Raw genomic sequence first — 22,505 nt, 5'->3', positions numbered from 1 at the left:
CGCTGACGGGCTCGCCCGTCAGCGCTTGGCCTCGGTGTTAGGGGCCTGTGCGCGGGTCAGATAAGCTTGGGTGAGTTCCGCCAGATGGCTGCGCATCCATTCGGCCATGGCAACCTCTTCGGCCAGGATGCGGGTGCAGATTTCCTCGGTCTGGGTATCGCCGACGGCCTTGGCAGCCGCGATCAGAATCTCATAGGAGGCGATCTCCAAATTCTCGAAGACGTAGCCCATCTGGGCGCCCTTGACCACTTCATCGTTGACCATCATGCCGCCCATGGCCTGCCCCATCGCCATCATCTTGCCGCCGAGGTCCTTCAGCCCCGAATAGGATTTGTCGTAGCGTTGCAGACAGGTCTCGATCAGCTTGGCCTGGTTCTGGGTTTCGGTGATGTGTTGCTCGATACGTGCCTTGAGCTGCGGGTAATGCTCGATCCGGCTGGCCTGCTTGGTGAGCATGGATTCGGCCTGTGCTTCCATGGCATGCGCGTCGCGCAGCCACTCGATCAAACGTTCGATACGGACATCGTTTCCGGTCTGTGCACTTTGCATGGCGTGTCTCCCATTGGTTCGAATTCCGATCAAGGCTTGCACCTGTTGATAAATGTGAAAGGAGCCGTCCATGGGAGTTCCACCTATCCGACTGGCTGCATGCGCGGCCTGAACTTTGCTGAGGTGTCATCAGTCACTTGAGGCACTCATCGGAGCGGAGCTGGCGTATCGAATTCCTCGACCTACCCCTGCAATGGGAAACCTACATAACAGAACCCGCGCTGCGTACCCTGTTGGCCGCAGCCTTCGTGGTCGTACTGCTGAGCGTGTTCAGCCGTGTACTGACCGCCGTGATGTTGCGACTGGGGCGCGGCTTTCTGTTGACCAAGGCGGTGTCCGAACAGCTGGAGAAACCCATTCGGCTGCTGCTGCCTCTATTGGGTTTGCAAGCCGTGTTGACGGCCGCCAGCGACGACTTCGCGCTGATCGGCGCGGCGCGGCGCCTGACCACCTTGCTGATCATTGGCTGCTTCACCTGGCTGGCATTGCGCCTGCTACGCGGAGTCGAGCACGCGGTGCGGCTGAAAAACCCCGTGGATGTGATCGACAACCTGCGCGCCCGACAGATCCAGACGCAATCGCGGGTACTGCTGCGTACCCTGGGTTTCTTCATTCTGCTGATCGGCGCCGCGGCGATGCTGATGATCTTTCCGGCGGCTCGCCAGTTCGGCGCCAGCCTGTTGGCCTCTGCGGGCCTCGCAGGCCTGGCCGTCGGTTTCGCCGCCCGCCCGGTGCTCGCCAATCTGATCGCGGGGATACAGATCGCACTCACCCAGCCGATCCGGCTGGACGACGTGGTGATCGTCGAGAACGAATGGGGCCGCATCGAAGAAATCACCGGCACTTACGTCATCGTGCGGATCTGGGATGACCGTCGACTCGTGGTGCCCTTGCAGTACTTCATCGAGAAGCCATTCCAGAACTGGACGCGGCGCAACTCGAGCATCATCGGATCGGTGTTCTTCTGGGTCGATTATTCATTGCCTCTGGAGCCGTTGCGCGAGGAACTGCGCCGGGTGTGCCAGGAAGTGCCCGAGTTGTGGGATGGACGCGTGATCGTGCTGCAGGTCACCGACACCAGCGAGAAATCCATCCAGTTGCGGGTGCTGGTCAGTTCGCCCGACTCTTCCCGCAACTGGGATCTGCGCTGCCATGTGCGCGAAAGCCTGATCGGCTTCGTCCAGCGCCAGTACCCGCATTGCCTGCCGCAACTGCGGGCGGACCTGAGCGTCGGACGCAAATCGAAGGTCGATAGCTCGGTGCCGGACCACGTCGAACCGGAGCGTCAGCCGCCGGTGTAACCGAGCCTGCCACGTGCTGCATGGTGGGGCACCGCGCATCGTGCGGTCACATCCCGGTGCGCCGGGACACCCCGCCCCGGATCAGTCGTGTTCGCGCAACTTTCGCAGCAGCTGTTCGTATTTGCTCGGTAACTGCTCCAGCCCGTAGCGAGCAGCCTGTTTGCGTATCTGTACCCGATCACCTTCGAACTGCACTGTTTCGCTGACGCTGACTTGGCGTTCGCCTTGCATGAGCGCGAAGGCGTAGCACTGCGTGCCGCCGGGGTCCTCCTCGCTGTCGTCGGCAACGCCCGTATTGGCAATCGCAATGTCGGCGACGCTGGCATTGAGTGCCCCGACCGCCATCTCGGTGGCGACTTCTTCGCTGGTCAGGCCAAAGGTCTCGATGGTTTCGAAACTGACGTGAAGCAGCCGATTCTTCGCTTTCGGCGAATACACGACGAAACCGCTGTCCAGAACCTGACCGCAGCCGGGTATGTCGCCTAACAATGAGGCCATCAGGCCACAGGTACAGGATTCGGCAGTGGTCAATTTCAATTCTTTGTCGCTCAGAAACTGCACGATTTCAGCAAGGTCTTGCATGATCTTCGCTCCGGCTGGCTGTGGAAAAATGCCTGATTGGGCTCAATTTTCGGAACCGGCCGCCCTCCGCAAAGTTCCCCCTGATGGTTTACCTCGAAATCCGAGAACTAATTCATAGCGGCTCGGTCTTTTTTCAAGTAGGGCAAAACTCGCCCTGTGCCGCGGAACAAGCGGCTCCAACAAGAAAAATTTCACCCTTGCCGTGCTCATGATTTGCAGCTCTCGAAGGGGCGCTGCCTGGAACAAACGTGCTCGTAATGGCCGGTTGGAAACCCGGTCACCTGGAGAGATGTGCTTATGAGTATTGCTGCAGTGGATGCCCGGCCCGCCGACCTCAAGACAACCCCACCTGCGGGGGCGCCGATCGAGCGCCCGGTGCTGCAACTTCGCAGCACGCAGGTGGACAAGAAAAAAATACTGTTCGTGACCTCGGAACTGACCGATCTGGTCAAGACCGGTGGACTCGCCGACGTGTCCGCCGCCCTGCCCCGCGCGTTGGGCGAGCGTCACGATGTACGTGTACTGATCCCGGGTTATACCCAGGTCATGCAATGCGGCGTACCGATCCGCATCGTCGGCAACGTGCTTTCGCAAGGTGATCTGCCGCCCTGTCGGATCGGTCGGCTCGACATGCCGGACGGCCTGATCATCTACGTGCTGATCTGCCCTGAACTCTACGAGCGCGACGGCCTGCCCTATGGCGACGAGCACGGCAATGACTGGCCGGACAATCCGGTGCGCTTCGCCCGCTTGTGCATGGCCGCCGCCGACATCGCCGCAGGCACGGCCTGCATCCGCTGGACACCCGATCTGGTCCATGCCCATGACTGGCCTACCGGGCTGACCCCGGCCTACATGCACTGGCGAGGGCTGAGCACACCCAGCGTCTTCACCATTCACAACCTGGCGTACCAGGGCAACATCGACATGAGCCTGCGCCGCCAGTTGGGGATCCCGCTCGAAGCCTGCAGTCCCGAGCGCATGGAATTCTACGGCGCATTGTCCTTGCTCAAGGCGGGGATTGCCTACGCCAATCACGTCACCACCGTCAGTGCGACCTACGCGCGGGAAATCACCACCCCGGCGTTCGGCTGCGGCATGGAGGGCTTTCTGGCCATGAAGGCACGCCAGGGTCTGTTGACCGGGCTGCTGAACGGTATCGACGACAGCTGGGAACCGCAGCACTGCTCGCACCTGATCAGCCAGTTCGGCCCGCACGAATGGGCGGGCAAGCAGGCCAATGCGGCCCATGTCCGCGAGTTGTTCGGTTTAGAGCAGGACGAGGGCCCGTTGTTTGCCGTGGTGTCTCGACTGGTTCACCAGAAAGGCATCGACCTGACCATCGAAGTTGCCGAGACGATCGTACAGCGCGGCGGACAGCTGGCGATCCTCGGTCGCGGCGACAGCCATATAGAAGACGAAGTACGACGCCTCACCGAACGTTTCCCCGGACGGGTGGGTGCGCACATCGGCTTTAACGAGACCGATGCCCGTCGGCTTTTTGCCGGCAGCGATTTCCTGCTGATGCCGTCGCGCTACGAGCCGTGTGGCCTGAGCCAGATGTATGCGCAGCGTTTCGCCTCGCTGCCCATCGCTCACCGCACGGGTGGCCTCGCCGACAGCATCGATGACGGGGTGACCGGCTTTCTGTTCAACGAGGCCACCACGCCGAGCTATCGGCAGGCGGTGGAGCGCGCATTGGAAATACACCGCAAGCCGCATCTGCTCAATGCTATGCGCTGCCGCGCGATGAGCAGTGGATTTTTCTGGCGTCACGCGATCGAACCCTATGACCGCCTCTACCAGCGCCTGCTGGTCGGGCGGCGCGAGGCCCATGCCATTTTTTAACGAGGTCGATCAATGCACAACAGCCCAGCCCGCAATGGGCAACACGGACCGGAGTTACTCGATGCCACGCGTACCCGGTTCAGGCTCTGGGCGCCCGATGCGCAAAGCGTCAGCCTGGTGATTGTCGGCGGCCAAACGCTGCCCATGAAAGAGGCCGAGAACGGCTGGTACGCTGTCGAAGCCGATGCAGGACCCGGCACCCGCTACAGCTTTCTGATCGATGACGAATTGACCGTGCCTGACCCGGCGTCTCGCGCGCAGGCCGGCGATGTGCACGATCCGAGCATCGTCGTCGACCCGAATGGCTACACCTGGCGCAACCCTGACTGGCAGGGCCGTCCATGGCACGAAACGGTGCTTTACGAGCTTCATGTCGGCGCCTACGGTGGTTACGCGCAGATCGAGCAGCGACTCCAGGCGCTGGCCGAGCTGGGTGTCACGGCGATTGAGCTGATGCCGCTCGCCGAATTTCCCGGCGAGCGCAACTGGGGCTACGACGGCGTGCTGCACTATGCTCCCGAGGCGGCCTACGGCACGCCCGAGCAGCTCAAGCATCTGATCGACACGGCGCACGGCCTGGGCCTGATGGTGTTCATCGACGTCGTCTACAACCACTTCGGTCCGGACGGCAACTATCTTCACCGTTACGCCAAGCATTTCTTCCGCCATGACCAGCAGACGCCCTGGGGCGACGCCATCGACTTCCGGCGCCGCGAGGTGCGGGATTTCTTCATCGACAACGCGCTGATGTGGTTGATGGAATACCGCTTCGATGGGCTTCGCATGGACGCTGTCCACGCCATTACGGACCGTACCTTTCTCACCGAACTGGCCGAGCGCGTTCACGCTGCCGCCGAGCCTGGACGCCGCCTGCATCTGGTCCTGGAAAACGAGGACAACCGTTCAAGCCTGCTCACCCAGGGCTTCACGGCGCAATGGAACGACGATGGGCACAACGTCCTGCACACCCTGCTGACCGACGAACGTCAGGGTTATTACGCCGACTATCATCAGGACTCGACGACCAAACTGGTGCGTTTTCTCGGTGAAGGCTTCATCTATCAAGGCCATCAGAACCGTCGAGGCGAATCCCGTGGCGAGCCCAGCGCGCATCTGCCGCCGACGTCTTTCGTGCTGTTTCTGCAGAACCATGACCAGACCGGCAATCGAGCCTTCGGTGACCGGCTGGTCAGCCTTGCCGATCCTGATGCCTTGAGGGCAGCGACTGCCGTCCTGCTGCTCTCGCCGATGATTCCGCTGTTGTTCATGGGCGAGGAATGGGGGGCCCGCGAACCCTTTTTATTCTTCACCAGCCACCACGGTGAACTGGCCGATGCGGTACGCGAAGGTCGTCGTGGCGAGTTCGCCGAGTTTTCCGAGTTCGCCGATGAACAGACGCGTGAGCGCATTCCCGACCCGAACGCCGTGGAGACCTTCGAAGCGTCGAAACCCGACTTCAGCAAGCAGGATCAGGCCGGGCACGCCGAATGGCTGGCGTTGTATCGCCAGTTGCTGCGTATTCGCCACCAGGAGATCGTTCCGCGACTGGACGGCTCGCAGTTCCTGGGTGCTGAAGCCCTTGGCGACGCGGCCGCCCTCGCCCGCTGGCGTCTGGGCGACGGTCAGGTACTGCGCCTGGCACTGAACCTCGGTGAGAAGGAGGTCAGCGTCCCTCCGCCGGCTGGCGATGCGCGTCTGCTGCATGTCAGCCGCGACACGGAAGCCGATCCCAGCGCGGGCACCTTGCCGGCGCGAACCGCCACGTTGCATCTGGAGGTCGCCGATGAGCGATGAACGACTGCACCGTCTTGCTGAGGCGGCGGGCCTGTCCATCGATTGGGTAGACGCCGACGGGCAGGATCAGCGCGTACGCCCCGAGGTGCTGCGCGCGGTGCTCAACGGACTGGGGCTTGCGGCCGACAGCGACTCGGAAATCGACAACAGCCTTGAAAAGCTCGACGCCATTGCCGGCACCTCCAACCTGCCGCCGCTGGTCACGCTCGATCAGGGGACGGCCTTGGAGCTGGAGCTTTATTTCGAGCCATCCACGCCTTACGAGCTTACGCTCGAGGACGGCACCCGCCACCCAGGCGCGCTCGATGAACACGCGCGCCTGGGCGCAATCGATACGCCCGGTTACCACCGCCTGGAGATAGCCGGTCAGCACCTGACGCTGGCGGTCGCGCCGTCCGCCTGTCCCGATGTCGAGGATATCGCCGGTCCCGGCGCCTGGGGCCTGACGGTCCAGTTGTACGGTCTTCGGCGCCCCGGTGACGGAGGGCTCGGCGACACCCTGGCCCTCGAAACCCTGGCGCGAAACGCGGCCGCCCATGGCGCCGATGCGCTGGGCATCAGCCCTATTCACGCCATGTTTACTGGCAACAGCGGCCAGTACAGTCCCTACTCACCCTCCAGCCGGCTGTTCTATAACATCCTCCACAGCGCACCGGAGGCGATACTGGGCGATACGCCGATGCGCCTTGCCATCGAGTCCTGCGGGCTGGCCGAAGAACTTCAGCGGCTGGAACGGTTGGAACTGGTCGACTGGGACGCTGTTTCCACGACACGCCAACGGCTGCTCCGGGCGCTATTCGACGACTTCGTCAACGGCGGTAACGCCCAGCGGGCCGACTTCGACAGTTTTCGCGAAGCAGGCGGCGAAGCACTGGAAAATCATTGCCGGTTCGAGGCGCTGCACGCAGCGCTGCTCGATCACCAAGGACATCCACAACACTGGCGCGATTGGCCCGACCAGTACCGCACCCCGCAAAGCCCTGCAGTGGAACGTTTTGCCCAGGAGCATGCCGAGCAAGTCAGCTACCACGCGTTCTGCCAGTGGCTGATTGCCCGGGGGCTGGAGCGCGCGCAGACCGCCGCCCACAGCGCCGGCATGAAGATCGGCCTGATCAGTGATCTGGCCGTGGGCGCCGATGGGGGCGGCAGCCAGGCCTGGAGCCGGCAGGACGAAGTGCTGGCGGCCCTGAGCGTCGGCGCACCGCCGGACATCATCAATCGCCAGGGCCAGAGCTGGGGCATTTCGGCGTTTTCACCCTGGGGGCTCAAGGCCCATGGCTACCGTGCGTTCATCGAGATGGTGCGCGCGAACCTCGCGCATGCCGGCGGCATGCGGATCGACCACGTGATGGGGCTGATGCGACTGTGGGTGATACCCGCCGGTGCCGGCCCGACGGAGGGTGCCTACCTCAATTATCCCTTCGACGACCTGCTGCGACTGTTGTCCATCGAAGCCTGGCGACGCAATGCGGTGATCCTCGGCGAAGACCTTGGCACCGTGCCCGAAGGGCTTCGCGACAAACTGGCCGAGCGCGGCCTGCTGGGGATGCGGGTGTTGTTCTTCGAGCGCGATCAGCATGGCCGATTCACGCCACCGATGCGTTGGCCGCACACCGCCCTCGCAACCTCGACCACCCATGACCTGCCGACGATCCATGGTTGGTGGCAGGGCCATGACATCGATTGGCGCATCCGCGTCGGCCAGAACCAGGAGCATGAGCGTGCGGCTCAACTGGAGGAGCGCGAGCGTGAGCGCGCCGGCCTGCTTCGTCTGCTGCGTGAGTACGCACCGGACATCCAGGGCGACCTCACCGATCCCGAGGTGCTTGCCGATGCCTGTGGCGCGTTCCTGGCGCGCACGCCGGCTCCGTTGGTGCTGTTTCCCATCGAGGATGCGCTCTGCCTGCTGGAACAGCCGAACATGCCCGGCACCACCGATACCCATCCCAACTGGCGTCGTCGCTATCCCGCCGACAGCGCCGCGTTGCTTGACGCCCCGGCCTGTGCGCGTCGATTGAAAATCCTGGCCGATGTGCGCAAGCAGACCCTTGGAAGCGACCACCGATGAGAGACCTAAGCGCTACGCTGCGATTGCAGTTCCATCGCGATTTCACCCTCGACGACGCCACCGCTCTGGTCGATTACTTCGCCGATCTGGGCATCAGCCATCTCTACGCCTCGCCCCTGCTGACCGCACGCCCCGGCTCGATGCACGGCTACGACGTCATCGACCCGACGCGCATCAACCCCGAACTGGGTGGCGAACCGGCACTGCACCGGCTGGTCGAGGCGTTGCGGGCCAAGGGCATGGGCCTGATCCTCGATATCGTGTCCAACCACATGGCGGTCGGCGGTTCGGGTAACCCCTGGTGGCTGGACGTGCTCGAATGGGGCCGCCGCAGCCCCTACGCGCAATTTTTCGACATCCAATGGAATTCGCCCGATCCGTTGCTCGAAGGCCAACTGCTGGTGCCCTTCCTCGGCAGCGACTACGGCGAGGCGCTGCAGGAGGGCACCGTGGTGCTGCGCCTGGATGCGGCCAACGGCGCGCTCTACGCCGAACATTACGAGCACCGCTTCCCGATCACCCCGCCCAGCTACGGCGAAGTCCTGCGCCTGACCGATAACCATGACCTGCGCGCGCTGGCTCAGCACTTCGATGCATTGAAGACCGAGCCCGCGGCCTACCAGACCGCCCGCCAGCTTCGGGCCGATCTGGCCCGTCTGCTCGAAGACGATGCGACCCGGCAAATCCTCGAAGGCGCACTCGCGCATTACGACTCGACCACCGAAGAGGGCTTCAGGCGGCTGCACGGCCTGCTGGAGCGGCAGAACTATCGCCTCGCCAGTTGGCGCACCGCCGGCGACGATATCAACTGGCGGCGTTTTTTCGACATCAACGAGCTGGGCGGGCTGCGCGTCGAACGCCCGGTGGTGTTCGAGGAAACCCATGCAAAAATCTTCGAACTGATCAGCGAAGGCCTGATCGATGGATTGCGCATCGACCATGTCGACGGGCTGGCCAATCCGCGAGGCTACTGTCGACAACTGCGGCGCCGGGTCGACCGCCTGAATGCCGCGCGACCCGCCGAGGCGGCGCAGGCGCATGTGCCGATCTATGTCGAAAAGATTCTCGCCGAAGGCGAGCGTCTGCACGACGACTGGGGCGTGGACGGCACTACCGGTTATGAGTTCATGAATCAGGTGTCGTTGCTGCAGCACGACCCCGCCGGCAAATCGGTGCTCTGCTCGCTCTGGAGTGAAACCGCCGAGCGTCCGGAAGACTTCATGGAAGAGGTGCGTCTGGCGCGCCAGCTGGTGCTCACGGGCCCTCTCGCCGGCGACTTCGAAGCCGTCGCTCAGGCGCTGCTGCAGGTCGCGCGCTACGATGTGATGACCCGCGACATTACCCTCGGTGCCATTCGCCGGGCCCTGCTTGAACTGATCGTTCATTTCCCGGTGTATCGCACCTATATCGGCGCCGGTGGGCGCCGCGACGCCGACGAACCGTTCTTCCAGCAAGCATTGGCGGGCGCGCGCAGCACGCTTGGCGAGGCGGACTGGCCGCTGCTGGATCTGCTCGACCGCTGGCTCGGGGGTGAAAGCCTGCGGGCGCTGCCGCCCGGCCCGGCGCGACGTATCCGCCGCTACGCCTGTACACGCTTTCAGCAACTCACCTCACCGGCCGCTGCCAAAGCCGTGGAGGACACCGCCTGTTATCGCTCCGGGGCCTTGCTGTCGCGAAACGATGTCGGCTTCGATCCGCAGACCTTCAGTGCGCCGGTGGATGCGTTTCACGCCGCCTGCCTGGCGCGTGCCGAACATTTCCCGCGCAACCTGCTGGCCACCGCTACCCACGACCACAAGCGCGGCGAAGACACCCGTGCCCGTATGACCGTCATCAGCGAGCGCGCGCCCTGGTTCGCCGCCAAGGTGCGCCATTGGCGTCAGCTCGCCTACGCCCAGCGTCAGGAGCTGGCCGACGGGCCTGCGCCCTCTGCCGGTGACGAAATGCTGTTGTTCCAGATCCTGCTGGGGAGCTGGCCGCTGGATCTGCAAGCGGACGACCGCCAGGGCGCCGAGGCGTATTGCGAGCGGATCATCAAATGGCAGGAAAAGGCAGTGCGCGAAGCCAAGCTGCGCAGCACCTGGACCGACCCCAACAGCGAGTACGAAGGCGCGTGCCAGCGTTACGTGCGCGCCCTGTTGCTTGACGACAAGTGCAAGACGCTGCGCAACGACATCGCCGCGGCGGCCGCCGAGCTGGCGCCGACCGGCGCGCTGAACAGCCTGACCCAGACCTTGCTGCGCATGACCACCCCCGGCGTGCCCGACCTCTATCAGGGCACCGATTACTGGGACTTCAGCCTGGTCGACCCGGACAACCGGCGCCCCGTGGATTTCGATGCGCGTCGGCGCACCTTTGATCGACAGGCGCAGCCTGCCGAGCTGCTGGCCAACTGGAAGGACGCTCGCCTCAAGCAATGGTTGATCGCGCGGACGCTCGAGCTGCGCCGCGCGCAGCCGCGACTGTTCACCGAAGGCCGTTACCTGCCGTTGAGAGTCGAAGGTGAGCACGCCGATCGGCTCATTGCATTCGCCCGGGAGCTGGACGGGACCTGGCTCATCGTCGTCGCCGCGCGGCTCGCCAGTGGCCTGCTCGCAGACAGCCCGTCGCCACAGATTCCGCCCGAGCGTTGGGGCGATACCTGCGTGCACCTGCCCGATGCGCTGAGCGGTCATGCCATGAAGCGACTTTTTGACGGAAATACAGTCACACCCAGACAAGCGAGTTTGCGTGTAACCGAGATTTTGCAACCCCTGCCTTTGGCGCTTCTACAGCCAACAATCAGTTCACAGGAGAATCAGAACGATGAATAAAGACGAGCAACGCATCCGCGAATTCGCGTACGACATCTGGGTATCGGAGGGGCGCCCTGATGGCCAGGAAGAACGCCATTGGGAAATGGCGTGCAAGCTGGTCGAGGCGGAGAAGAAAGCGCCGTCCGAAAAACCCGCCAGTCGCGCACGCAAAACGGCCACCAAGCCAACCGATGCGATGCCCGCCGAAAAAGCCGCCAAACCAGTCAAGGCCGCAAAAGACGCCACGCAGCCCAAGGACGTCAAGCCGGCCAAGGCAGCCAGTGCGGCCAAAGGCAGCGCGCGGCCAAAAGCCAAGGCAGGCACCGACGCCGCCGAAGGCACCCCGGAAGGTGTGAAGAAAACCCGCGCGCCCCGCGCCAGGAAGGACAGCTGAACCCAACGCCGCGGTCCTCGACCGGCTTGCCAAGCCGCCACTGACCGCGGTGTTTCATCGCCTTGTAAGGCACCACGAGCCGCCATCGGAGATTTCATGAGCAAGAAAACACCTGCAGCGCCTCAGATTCTGACGCCTTCACGGATTCGTGAAGGGCTTCCCTTCCCGCTTGGTGCCACTTGGGACGGGTTGGGCGTGAACTTCGCGATCTTCTCCGCGAACGCTACCAAGGTCGAGCTGTGCCTGTTCGATGCCGATGGCGAAACCGAGCTCGAACGGATCGAGCTGCCCGAATACACCGACGAGATCTGGCACGGCTACCTGCCCGATGCGCATCCCGGACAGGTCTACGGTTACCGTGTCCATGGTCCCTACGAGCCGGAGGCCGGTCATCGCTTCAACCCCAACAAGCTGTTGATCGACCCATACGCCAAACAATTGGTGGGCGAACTGAAGTGGTCCGAGGCGCTGTTTGGCTACACCATCGGCCACCCCGACGCGGACCTGAGCTTCGACGAGCGCGACAGCGCGCCTTTCGTGCCCAAGTGCAAGATCATCGATCCGGCGTTCACCTGGGGACATGATCGCCCGGTACAGGTCCCCTGGGATCGCACCATCATCTACGAGACCCACGTACGCGGGTTCACCATGCGGCACCCTTCGGTGCCCGAAGACATGCGCGGCACCTTCGCTGGCTTCAAGTCAGCGGACGTGATCGATTACGTGCGCAAGCTCGGCGTGTCATCGGTCGAGTTCCTGCCAATCCACGCCTTCGTCCAGGATCAGCACCTGCTGGAAAAGGGCATGAGCAACTACTGGGGCTACAACAGCATCGCCTTCTTCGCGCCCCACCCCAAATACCTGGCGAGCGGCAAGATCAGTGAATTCAAGGAAATGGTCGCGCACCTGCACAACGCCGATCTGGAAGTCATTCTCGACGTGGTCTACAACCACACCGCCGAAGGCAACGAACTGGGGCCGACCCTCTCGATGAGGGGCATCGACAATGCCTCGTACTACCGGTTGATGCCGGATGAAAAGCGCTACTACATCAACGATTCCGGCACCGGCAACACGCTGGACATGAGCCACCCCTGCGTGGTGCAGATGGTCACCGATTCGCTGCGCTACTGGGCCGAAGAAATGCACGTGGACGGCTTCCGCTTCGACCTGGCAACCATCCTCGGGCGACAGCACGAAGGCTATGACGAGCGCCACGGATTCCTGGTCGCCTGTCGCCAGGACCCGGTACTGGCCAAGACCAAGTTGATCGCCGAACCCTGGGATTGCGGTCCCGGCGGCTATCAGGTGGGTGGCTTCCCACCGGGCTGGGCGGAATGGAACGATCAGTTCCGCGACACCGTCCGCGCCTTCTGGCGAGGCGACGACGGGCAATTGGCCGATTTCGCCAGCCGCCTGACCGGCTCCGGCGACCTGTTCAATCAGCGCGGCCGGCGGCCCTTCAGTTCGGTCAACTTCATCACCGCCCATGACGGCTTCACCCTCAGGGACCTGGTCTCGTACAACGAGAAGCACAACGAAGACAACGACGAAGACAACCGCGACGGCAGCGACAACAACATCTCCTGGAACCATGGCGTCGAGGGGCCGACCGACGATCCGGAGATCAACGAGTTGCGCTTCCGTCAGATGCGCAACTTCTTCGGCACGCTGCTGTTCTCTCAGGGCACGCCGATGATCGTAGCCGGAGACGAGTTCGCACGTACCCAGCACGGCAACAACAATGCCTACTGCCAGGACAGCGAAATCGGCTGGGTGGACTGGGACATTCCAGAAGAGAGTCGCTCGTTGCAGGCTTTCGTGCGCAAGCTGATCCGTCTCCGCCAGCGCTACCCCATGCTGCGGCGCGGACGCTTCCTGGTCGGTGCCTACAATGAGGAACTGGGCGTCAAGGACGTCACCTGGCTGGCTCCGCACGCCGAGGAAATGACCGTCGAGCACTGGCAGGAGGGTCATAACCGCTGCATGGGCATGCTGCTCGATGGCCGCGCGCAACCGACGGGCATACGTCGGGCAGGCTCGGACGCGACGCTGCTGATCATCGTCAACGCCCACCACGACATCGTGAATTTCACCTTGCCGGAGGTGCCACAAGGGATCTACTGGAACCGCCTGATCGACACCAACAACCCCAACGCGCGGCTCGAGCGGTTCGAGTTCAGCGATGAATACGCGCTGACCGGCCGTTCGTTGCTGCTGTTCGAACTGGTCAAGGAAGAGGAATAACCTCCGGGCCCGCGCTTGCTTCGGTGAACAGCGTCCCGTCCGCGGGGCGCTGGAGCCTTGGCGGCTGGGTCAGGGCAACGCTTATCGGTGCAACGATCGTCCCTCAATCCTTGGTTGGATATCGACGTGCGGTAGTGAACCCGGTGTGACCCATCGAGTCCCAACCCCTGCGCGGCATCCATGAACCCCGACGGATTTGTCCTGCCAGCCGCCGACAGGTTGTCCCATCCGTGACGGATCACACGCTTATGGCTTCGACCCGGCTGATCATTTCACTTGCTCTGCTGTTCTTCTGCTGCGCGCCTGCACTGCCTGTGCTGGCTGCGGGTGCCATTACCAACGCGACGCTTCCCGCCACCAAACCTGGCAGCGTTCGGCTGTTCGTCAATCGCGCAGGTTCCGGCAAGGCGATGGACGTACGCAACGACATGGATGTGCCGGTCGAAGTGGTGTTGCGCCTGACCCGGATGGTCAACGTGGCTGGCGTTGGCAAGGGCGTGATCCGCACCACCGTACCCGCGCGAACCCGCATGCGCATCGCCACGCTGCACAAGCGCCAGCCAAGCTACCCGTTGATGTATCAGCAGTCGTTCAGCTATTCGATGATCTACTCGCCGGAGCCGGGGAAAAAGGGCTCGGTAGGCGGTTACGCCTATGCGCTGCCCTGGAAAGGCGGACCGTTCCGTATCTCCCAGGGCGCCGGTGGCGATTTCAGCCACAATTCGCCGAAAGGCCGCTACGCCGTCGATGTGGCGATGCCGGTGGGCACGCCGATCGTTGCGGCGCGCACGGGCACGGTAATGGACGTGCGTAATGGGCAGGCCGGGCGCCTGCCCGACCCGGCCGGCAACTATGTCCGGATTGCCCATGACGACGGCACGCACAGCGCTTACCTGCACCTCAAGCGCGGCTCGGTCCTTGTGAAAGCGGGACAGCGGGTCAAGGCCGGCACGCTGCTCGGCCAGTCAGGGAATACCGGGCGCAGCACCGGGCCGCACCTGCATTTCGTGGTGCAGAAGGCCTATGGCGATTCGATGGTATCGATCCCTTTCCGCTTCGCCCAACCGGTCGACACGTTACCGAACTTCGCGCGCAACGACCGCTGAGCCTCTGCGCAATCTCAGCGCCGCCAAGCGAAGCTGAAGGACTCGTCCGCGGACATTCGCTGGAGATGGTCGGCCACGACGGTTTCCATCCGTTCCAGCTGCGCCTCGTCTTCGGTACGAATTTGCGCCGTCAGGCTCCCCTCGCCCGCCGTCAGCAGGCATTGAGCATCGCCCAGCGCGATCTGGCCCTGCCGCTCGTCGAAGCTGACCTCGAACTTGTGGCTCCAGTGTTTGCAGAGCCGACGGATCAGGCGGCTCGGGTCGGATGTTTCGATCTGTACGGTAGAAACGAGCATGTCGACTCCTTCTGTTGTCGGTTGGTGGCTCAACCGAATCGATAGGCCGACAGGGTCGTTTGCATGACTCTGTCGGAGAAAACCTGACGCCCCGCGCTGTCCGCAGCGGCACCGGCCGCCACCATCAGCGGCAGCAAGTGCTCTTCGGCCCTCGGCGGATGGCAAAGCCGCGCAGACGGGGCTGCCTGCCATTGCGCGAGCAAGGCGTCGCGCCGCGCGGGCGAGGCCGCGACCGCATCGCTCAACCAGTGGTCGAACTCGTCGGAGATCGGGCCGAAAAGCGGGTCGCCATAGCCCCGCATGTTGTGGAAACTCATGCCGCTGCCGACGATCAGCACGCCTTCGTCACGTAAAGGCGCGATGGCGTGGCCGATGTCGAGGTGAGCCTGGGCGTCCAGGTCGCGGCGCAATGACAACTGGACCACTGGCACATCGGCCTCTGGATACATCAGTTTCAGCGGGATGAAGACGCCATGATCGTAACCACGCTGATGGTCCGCTGCTGCGGCAATTCCGGCCTGTTCAAGCAATTGGAGCAGACGTGTCGCCAACCCGGGATCGCCTGGCGCCGGGTAACGCAGCTCATAGGTATGCGGCGGAAAACCGGTGTAATCGTAGATCAGCGGCGGCTGGGCGTTGGCGGTGACCATGACCTGCCGCTCCAGCCAGTGGCCGGAAACCACCACGATGGCCTGCGGACGTTGCGGCAGTGTCGTGGCAACACCTTCGAGGAAGGCAGCCATCCGCGCCCAGGCATCGGCCGGGTTCCATTCCATGAAAAAACAAGGGCCGGCGCCGTGCGGTACGAACAGGGTCGGCATCCGTACCGGCATGATGGGGTGGCCGAGCTGAGGGGTCATGTCATCGTCGTCCTCGCAAGTGAAGCGACAGTATGAATTACACTTCGTTTGGCTTTAACAAGGCAAAACACCCCAACACTTCCAACCCGGAGTAGGAGCCAGGATGCTTGACCGAATCACTGGAATGCGCGTGTTCACCCGTGCCGCCAGCGCCGGCAGCCTCTCGGCGGCAGCGCGCCATTTTGGGATTTCACCCGCCATGGCGACCAAACATGTCGATGCGCTGGAAAGCCGCCTGGGCGTCAAGCTGTTCCACCGCAGTACCCGGCGCCTGGCCCTCACAGCCGCCGGTAGCAACTATCTGGAGGCGTGCCTGCGCATCCTCCCGGAAATCGACGAAGCCGAAGCGAGCATCGCGTCGCAGCGGATCGACGCGGCGGGCCTGCTGCGCATGAACGTGCCGCTGTCGTTCGGGACTCGCTTCATCGCCCCGCTGATGCCGGCATTCAGCCAACGCCACCCTGCGGTCAAGGTGGAGCTGGGCCTTACCGATAGCCAGGTCGATCTCATCGAAGGCAGCTGGGACATGGCCGTTCGCATAGGCCGTCTCAGCGACAGCCCGCTGCAGGCCAGGCGGCTGGCGGATTGTCCAATGCGAGTGTGCGCCTCGCCTGGCTACCTGGCGCTGCATGGCGCGCCGCGACGGGTCAGCGAACTTTCCCGGCACAACTGCCTGGGGTACAGCCTCTCCAGCCTGCAAGGCGGCCGGGAATGGGCGTTCGGTCCTGCCGGTGAGTTTCGCGTGCCGATCCAGGGCAACCTGATCGCGAACAATGGTGCAGCCCTGGTGGCCGCCGCGGTGGGCGACCAAGGGCTGATCTATCAACCGCAGTTCATCGTCGCCGCCGCGCTGAGCCGTGGCGAACTGGTGATGCTGGAGCTGGATCAACCGCCGCTCGGTCTGGGCGGCATCCATGTGGTCTACCCGCCCGATCGGCGACCTCCGGCGAAGGTGCGTGCCATGATCGACTACCTTGTCGAAGCCTTCTCCGGTGAGTTGCCCTGGGACGCGCCCCGCACCTGAGCCGTCCTCTATTGCGCAGCGGGTCGCGCGCAATCAGTCCGAAGCCGTGTACCGCGCCGCGAACGCCGCGCCCGTCTACACGCCTGTCCGAAAAAAAGATGAACCGCCAAAGCCGTGATCAGTCCGAATGAAGGTGCACCCGTTCGGCGCCCTGTGCTGCCCGATGGCGCGCTCGGCCAAGGCCGGACGACCCGACGGAGCGCCAGCCGGCCCTTGGCTGAGGCTGACCGATTCGCACGGGGATTACCCATCATTGATACCGTTTCGAGCCCAGCCGGCTGGAACGGTGCGTTACGGAGTAGCCATGAAAGCTGTCGTTTATCACGGTGTTGGCGATATCCGCCTTGAAGACGTAGCCGAACCACGCATCGAGGCATCCACCGACGCGATCGTTCGCATCACCGCCTCCGCCATCTGCGGAACCGATCTGCACTTCGTTCGCGGCACCGTCAGCGGAATGAAGCCAGGCACCATTCTCGGTCATGAAGCCGTCGGTATCGTGGAAGAATTGGGCGAGGATGTCCGCAACCTGCAGATCGGCGATCGCGTGGTCATTCCCTCGACCATCGCTTGCGGCAACTGCTCTTACTGCCGTTCCGGCTATTTCGCGCAATGCGACGTCGCCAATCCGAATGGCAAGCAGGCCGGTACGTCTTTCTATGGCGGCCCCTCGACCACCGGGCCCTTTCATGGTCTGCAGGCCGAAAAAGCGCGTATTCCCTTTGCCAATATCGGTCTGGTCAAGCTGCCCGCGGACGTCAGCGATGACCAGGCCATTCTGCTGTCCGATATTTTCCCTACTGGCTATTTCGGCGCCGAAATGGCCGAGATTCGCCCCGGCGATACGGTCGCGGTATTTGGCTGCGGCCCGGTCGGCCAGTTCGCCATTGCCAGTGCCAAGCTGCTGGGTGCCGGGCGCGTCTTTGCCATCGACCAGTTCGAGGATCGCCTGCGCATGGCTCAGCACCAGGGCGCGGAGATCATCGATTTCAATCGAGAGGACCCGGTGGAAACATTGAGGCGGCTGACCGCGGGTATCGGCGTCGACCGGGCCATCGATGCTGTCGGTATCGATGCCGAACAGGGTTGTTGCGGTGGCAAGCCGGCCGATGGCGCACAACCGAGCCAAGGCGCTCAGTGGCAGCCAGGCAACGGCCCGGCTCAGGCGCTGGAATGGGCCGTACAGGGCCTGGCCAAGGCCGGGACGCTGTCCATCATCGGGGTCTATCCGCCTGAGGCGACGAGCTTTCCCATCGGCATGGCGATGAACAAGAACATCACCATGAACATGGGCAACTGCCATCACCGCAAATACATTCCGCGGCTGATCGAGATGATCCAGGCGCGTCGCATCGACCCGTCGAAAATCCTCACGCAGGTCAAGCCGATGACCGACGCGATTGCGGCCTTCGAGGCATTCGACCGGCGCGAGCGCGGCTGGATCAAGGTGGAACTGCAGCCACAACGCACTCACTCGGCAGCGGTCGGGTCGGAGGAGAACGTGATCGACAAGGCGGTTGCCGACACCTTCCCTGCCAGCGATCCGACCAGCATGCAGAGCCCCGGCAGGTAACAGGAGAAGCCGATGGCGGCCATCCATATCGGGATATCGGGCTGGCGGTACGCACCCTGGCGAGGTGACTTCTATCCCAAGGGGCTGACCCAGAAGAACGAACTGAAGTTCGCCTCGCGCGCGGTGAGCAGTATCGAGATCAACGGCTCCTTTTACTCGCTGCAACGGCCCGAACTGTATGCGGGCTGGTACGACGAGACGCCCAAGGGCTTCGTCTTCAGCGTCAAGGCGCCGCGCTATATCACGCACATCCTGCGGTTGCGCGATGTCGAGAAGCCCATTGCCAACTTCCTCGCCTCTGGCGTCCTTGCGCTCAAGGAAAAGCTCGGGCCGATGCTCTGGCAATTCCCACCTTCGTTCAAATTCGACCCGGAACGCTTCGAAGCCTTTCTCGCGCTGCTGCCACACGATACCGAGGCCGCACTGGAGATGGCCAAGGGCTGCGAGCCGCGCATGGAGGGTCGCAGCTATCTGCAGATCGATCGCAAGCGTCGGCTGCGACATGCCGTGGAGATACGCCACGAAGGCTTCGTCGACCCCGCGTTCGTCGCACTGTTGCGCAAATACAACGTCGCCCTGGTAGTCGCCGACACGGCCGGCAAATGGCCCTACCGGGAAGACCTGACCAGCGATTTCGTCTACATCCGCCTGCACGGCGCCGAAGAACTCTATACCAGCGGCTACAGCGAAGAGGCGCTGGACAACTGGTGTCAGCGGATCACGCGCTGGAACACCGGCCGACAGCCCGACGACGCCCACCTCATTTCGAGCGACAAGCCGCCGTCGCGCAAGGGGCGCGAGGTGTACTGCTATTTCGACAACGACGTGAAGGTCCGAGCGCCCTACGATGCGCGACAGCTGTTGCGCCGGCTCGGGCTGGAGGAAAACCTGGAGACCACTCCGGGCCATCTGGAAGGAGCATTGGTTTGAACCTGGACAAGAATCACCCCCTCGACAGCAGCGATCTGGACGCTCATATGTCCACTGCGGTCAACGCGGTTCGCCTGCTGACCGTCAATACTCACAAGGGATTCACCGCGCTCAACCGGCGTTTCATTCTTCCGGAGTTGCGCGAAGCGGTCAGGGCTGTATCGGCCGATATCGTGTTCCTGCAAGAAGTGCTGGGAACGCACGAGAAACACGCCCTGCGCTTTCACGACTGGCCCAAGATGTCCCAGTACGAGTTTCTCGCCGACAGCATCTGGACCGATTTCGCCTATGGCCGCAACGCCGTCTACCCGGACGGCGACCATGGGAACGCCTTGCTGTCCAAGTTCCCGATCACGCGCTACGAGAATCTCGACATCTCCATTGCCGGGCCCGAGCGCCGTGGCTTGCTGCACAGTGTGCTGCAAGTGCCTGGGCACGAAGAATTTCACGCCATCTGCGTGCATCTGGGACTGCGCGAATCCCATCGCCAGCAGCAGTTGGGCCTGTTGTGCGAGTTACTCGATTCACTGGCCGAGGATGCCCCGGTTGTCGTGGCGGGCGACTTCAACGACTGGCGACTCAAAGGCGCCCGGATACTGGACCGCTGCGCCGGTATGCACGAAGTGTTCGCCGTCTCCCAGGGCAAGGTCGCCAAGACCTTCCCGGCGCGCTGGCCGATGCTGCGCCTGGATCGCATCTATGTGCGCAATGCCACGAGCCATAAAGCACGCATACTTGGTAACAAACCCTGGACGCACTTGTCCGATCATCTGCCCTTGGCGGTGGAGATACACCTATGAATTTTCACTGGAGAGACGGGAATCGTCTTCAGTTGCTGGAAAACGGCGAGGAGTTCTTCCCTGCCGTGTTCGAGGCCATTGCGGCCGCTGAAAAGGAAGTCCTGCTGGAAACCTTCATTTTCTTCAAAGACAAGGTTGGCCAGGAACTGCAAAAGGTCCTGATCGCAGCGGCCGAGCGCGGCGTCAGTGTCGATGTCACGGTGGACGGCTATGGCTCGGCAGACCTGAACGGAGACTTCGCCGCGGCGATGGCGCGAGCCGGGGTTCGCATTCACATGTTCGACCCTGGCAAACGGCTGCTTGGCAAGCGCGTCAATGTATTCCGACGCATGCACCGCAAGATCGTGGTGGTAGACGGTAATGTCGCCTTTATCGGCGGGATCAACTTCTCAGCCGATCACTTGGGCGATTACGGCCCGGCGGCCAAGCAGGATTACGCGCTGCGGGTCGAAGGTCCGGTGGTGCACGACATTCACCGCTTCGCCCTCAGCACCATCGAAGCGGAACCATCGAACCGTCGCTGGTGGCACCGTCGGGTGCGCACGCAGAGCAACGGCTACGTCGGTGTCAGCCGAGGCGAGGCTCGGGCACTGTTCGTCACGCGCGACAACCACGACCACCGCAACGACATCGAGCAACACTACCTGCAGGCCATCCGGGACGCGCGCTCTCGGCTGGTGATCGCCAACGCCTACTTCTTTCCTGGCTATCGGGTGCTGCGGGAAATCCGTAACGCGGCCCGTCGTGGTGTGCGGGTGCGGCTGATCCTGCAGGGCCAGCCAGACATGCCAATCGCCAAGTTCGGCGCGCGCATGCTCTACAACTATCTGATCAGCGATGGCGTGGAGATTCACGAATACTGCCGTCGACCGTTGCACGGCAAGGTCGCCCTGGCCGACTACGAATGGTCGACGGTGGGTTCGAGCAATCTCGACCCGCTGAGCCTTTCGCTCAATCTGGAGGCGAACCTGATCATTCGCGATCACGCCTTCAACCGACAACTGCACGAAAACCTGGACCGGTTGCTGCAGCAGGACTGCCGCCGCATTCCGTTGGAACGCATCATTCGCGGCTACTGGTGGCGAGCGCCGCTGGCGTTTTTCATCTTTCACTTCCTGCGCCATTTCCCGCAGCTGGTCGGCCTGTTCCCGGCCCACCGTCCCAAGCTGCAGCTCATCGACCCGGAGCCGCTTGAGCCCAACCCGGCCCCTTTGCAACGAGATCATCAATGAGCGAACCCCATGACGCGTCACGCCGCGGCTGGCGCAAACGCTGGCCGCTGATAAAGAAGATCCTCACGTATGTCTTCTTCATTCTGGTCGCCGGGCTGCTGATCGGCCTGGCACGCAATGTCGACTGGGATGAGGTCTACCAGACGCTGCGCAACTACGACGCCCGGACGCTGTGGTTGGCGGGGGCCGCCGCACTGGGCAGCTATGCGGTCTATTGCTGTTTCGATGTGCTTGGCAAAGGCTATGCGCAGCACAACCTGCCCGTACGGCAAATCGTGCCGGTGACCTTCGTTTGCTATGCCTTCAACCTCAACTTGAGCGCATGGGTCGGCGGCATCGCGTTGCGCTACCGGCTGTATTCGCGACTGGGATTGCGCGCCTCGCAGATCACTCGCGTGTTCACCCTGAGCGTGCTGACCAACTGGCTCGGCTATATCTGGCTGGCCGGGCTGATTTTTGCTCTCGGGTGGATCACCCCGCCAGACAGTTGGGAAATCGGCCACACCGCGCTACGCGTGCTCGGCGCCGCCCTGCTGGTGGTCGCGGTGCTGTACCTCTGGGCCTGCGGCTTCTCCAAGCGTCGGCACTGGACGATACGCAAGCATGAAATCCACCTGCCCTCGTTGCGGCTGGCTGTGGTGCAGATGCTGCTGGGTGCCGCGAACTGGTCGCTGATGGCGCTGGTGGTGTATTTCATGCTGTCGCAGAAGGCGCCGTACCCGGAGGTGCTGGGCATCCTGATGATCAGCAGCATCGCAGGCGTCATCGCCCATATTCCGGCGGGATTGGGTGTGATCGAAGCGGTGTTCGTGGCGACGCTGGGCGGCGAGCTCAGCAAAGGCGCGATCGTGGCGGGCCTGATCGGCTATCGCGTCGTCTATTTTCTCGTCCCGCTGTTCTTCGCCACCCTTGTATACGTCGTACTCGAGGCCCGAGCAAAGAAGCTGCGCTCCGGCAACGAAGCCCAGCCCAACGAAGCGGCCGCCGACGACCAGGCGCATTCGCCCACCGCCCACAAAGCCGTCGGCCGCTAACGGGGACAGGTACAAGAAAGCCGGGACGACGAATCGTCCCGGCTTCTGTCATGGGCGCCCTATCGGGCGCCG

The 22,505-nt window shown here is 63.1% G+C and carries 18 protein-coding genes; 14 read left to right on the top strand and 4 right to left on the bottom strand.

The window, feature by feature from the left end; translation table 11 throughout:
• Positions 1–18: 18 nt before the first annotated feature.
• The gene (locus GQA94_RS13520; RefSeq protein WP_158188512.1) at positions 19–549 is read right to left on the bottom strand and encodes a ferritin-like domain-containing protein; all 531 of its coding nucleotides are present in this window, start codon (positions 547–549) and stop codon (positions 19–21) included.
• A 188-nt stretch (positions 550–737) separates the two neighbouring features.
• Here GQA94_RS13520 and GQA94_RS13515 point away from each other — a divergent pair, with 188 nt between their 5' ends.
• Positions 738–1,850 (top strand): mechanosensitive ion channel family protein, encoded by a 1,113-nt coding sequence (locus GQA94_RS13515; protein WP_158190112.1) that lies wholly within the window; start codon positions 738–740, stop codon positions 1,848–1,850.
• A gap of 81 nt (positions 1,851–1,931) precedes the next feature.
• Here GQA94_RS13515 and GQA94_RS13510 read toward each other — a convergent pair whose 3' ends face one another.
• Positions 1,932–2,432, bottom strand: coding sequence for a CinA family protein (locus GQA94_RS13510; protein ID WP_158188511.1), 501 nt, complete (start codon positions 2,430–2,432; stop codon positions 1,932–1,934).
• A 297-nt stretch (positions 2,433–2,729) separates the two neighbouring features.
• On the opposite strand from GQA94_RS13510, the gene glgA reads away from it, so the two are divergent.
• The 7 genes from glgA to GQA94_RS13475 all read left to right on the top strand — a co-directional run bounded on the left by glgA (position 2,730) and on the right by GQA94_RS13475 (position 14,684).
• Positions 2,730–4,280, top strand: a complete 1,551-nt coding sequence (gene glgA, locus GQA94_RS13505) for a glycogen synthase GlgA (protein ID WP_158188510.1) — start codon at positions 2,730–2,732, stop codon at positions 4,278–4,280.
• A gap of 12 nt (positions 4,281–4,292) precedes the next feature.
• A complete protein-coding gene (treZ, locus tag GQA94_RS13500; protein ID WP_158188509.1) occupies positions 4,293–6,074 on the top strand; it encodes a malto-oligosyltrehalose trehalohydrolase in 1,782 nt (593 codons plus the stop codon).
• Positions 6,064–8,142, top strand: a complete 2,079-nt coding sequence (malQ, locus tag GQA94_RS13495) for a 4-alpha-glucanotransferase (RefSeq protein WP_158188508.1) — start codon at positions 6,064–6,066, stop codon at positions 8,140–8,142. The genes treZ and malQ overlap by 11 nt, the downstream gene beginning before the upstream one ends.
• Positions 8,139–10,955 carry a malto-oligosyltrehalose synthase gene (locus GQA94_RS13490; protein ID WP_158188507.1) on the top strand — a complete coding sequence of 939 codons (2,817 nt, stop codon included), beginning with the start codon at positions 8,139–8,141 and terminating at the stop codon, positions 10,953–10,955. The genes malQ and GQA94_RS13490 overlap by 4 nt, the downstream gene beginning before the upstream one ends.
• Positions 10,948–11,331, top strand: a complete 384-nt coding sequence (locus tag GQA94_RS13485; RefSeq protein WP_158188506.1) for a DUF2934 domain-containing protein — start codon at positions 10,948–10,950, stop codon at positions 11,329–11,331. The genes GQA94_RS13490 and GQA94_RS13485 overlap by 8 nt, the downstream gene beginning before the upstream one ends.
• A gap of 96 nt (positions 11,332–11,427) precedes the next feature.
• Positions 11,428–13,578, top strand: a complete 2,151-nt coding sequence (glgX, locus tag GQA94_RS13480) for a glycogen debranching protein GlgX (RefSeq protein ID WP_158188505.1) — start codon at positions 11,428–11,430, stop codon at positions 13,576–13,578.
• A gap of 248 nt (positions 13,579–13,826) precedes the next feature.
• A complete protein-coding gene (locus GQA94_RS13475) occupies positions 13,827–14,684 on the top strand; it encodes a M23 family metallopeptidase (protein ID WP_158188504.1) in 858 nt (285 codons plus the stop codon).
• Positions 14,685–14,698: 14 nt separating this feature from the next.
• Here the strand turns inward: GQA94_RS13475 and GQA94_RS13470 are convergent, their stop codons facing one another.
• Positions 14,699–14,980, bottom strand: a complete 282-nt coding sequence (locus tag GQA94_RS13470; protein ID WP_158188503.1) for a DUF2218 domain-containing protein — start codon at positions 14,978–14,980, stop codon at positions 14,699–14,701.
• Between the two features lie 29 nt (positions 14,981–15,009).
• Entirely contained in the window at positions 15,010–15,840 is an 831-nt protein-coding gene (locus GQA94_RS13465) for a DODA-type extradiol aromatic ring-opening family dioxygenase (RefSeq protein WP_233270161.1), read from the bottom strand.
• Positions 15,841–15,943: 103 nt separating this feature from the next.
• On the opposite strand from GQA94_RS13465, the gene GQA94_RS13460 reads away from it, so the two are divergent.
• The 6 genes from GQA94_RS13460 to GQA94_RS13435 all read left to right on the top strand — a co-directional run bounded on the left by GQA94_RS13460 (position 15,944) and on the right by GQA94_RS13435 (position 22,433).
• A complete protein-coding gene (locus tag GQA94_RS13460; protein ID WP_158188502.1) occupies positions 15,944–16,864 on the top strand; it encodes a LysR family transcriptional regulator in 921 nt (306 codons plus the stop codon).
• 304 nt (positions 16,865–17,168) lie between these two features.
• A complete protein-coding gene (locus GQA94_RS13455) occupies positions 17,169–18,437 on the top strand; it encodes a zinc-dependent alcohol dehydrogenase (RefSeq protein ID WP_158188501.1) in 1,269 nt (422 codons plus the stop codon).
• Positions 18,438–18,449: 12 nt separating this feature from the next.
• Complete coding sequence (locus GQA94_RS13450; RefSeq protein WP_158188500.1) at positions 18,450–19,367, top strand: DUF72 domain-containing protein; 918 nt, start codon at positions 18,450–18,452, stop codon at positions 19,365–19,367.
• On the top strand, positions 19,364–20,167 hold the full coding sequence (locus GQA94_RS13445; protein WP_158188499.1) for an endonuclease/exonuclease/phosphatase family protein: 804 nt from the start codon (positions 19,364–19,366) through the stop codon (positions 20,165–20,167). Before GQA94_RS13450 ends, GQA94_RS13445 begins: the two co-directional genes overlap by 4 nt.
• Positions 20,164–21,399 (top strand): cardiolipin synthase ClsB, encoded by a 1,236-nt coding sequence (gene clsB, locus GQA94_RS13440; protein WP_158188498.1) that lies wholly within the window; start codon positions 20,164–20,166, stop codon positions 21,397–21,399. The genes GQA94_RS13445 and clsB overlap by 4 nt, the downstream gene beginning before the upstream one ends.
• Positions 21,396–22,433 carry a lysylphosphatidylglycerol synthase domain-containing protein gene (locus GQA94_RS13435; protein ID WP_158188497.1) on the top strand — a complete coding sequence of 346 codons (1,038 nt, stop codon included), beginning with the start codon at positions 21,396–21,398 and terminating at the stop codon, positions 22,431–22,433. The genes clsB and GQA94_RS13435 overlap by 4 nt, the downstream gene beginning before the upstream one ends.
• Positions 22,434–22,505: the final 72 nt, after the last annotated feature.

The organism is Stutzerimonas stutzeri, from assembly GCF_009789555.1.
GTDB lineage: Bacteria > Pseudomonadota > Gammaproteobacteria > Pseudomonadales > Pseudomonadaceae > Stutzerimonas > Stutzerimonas stutzeri_R.
Note: the sequence above shows the minus strand (reverse complement) of the source record. Positions and strands in the feature narration are given on the sequence as shown.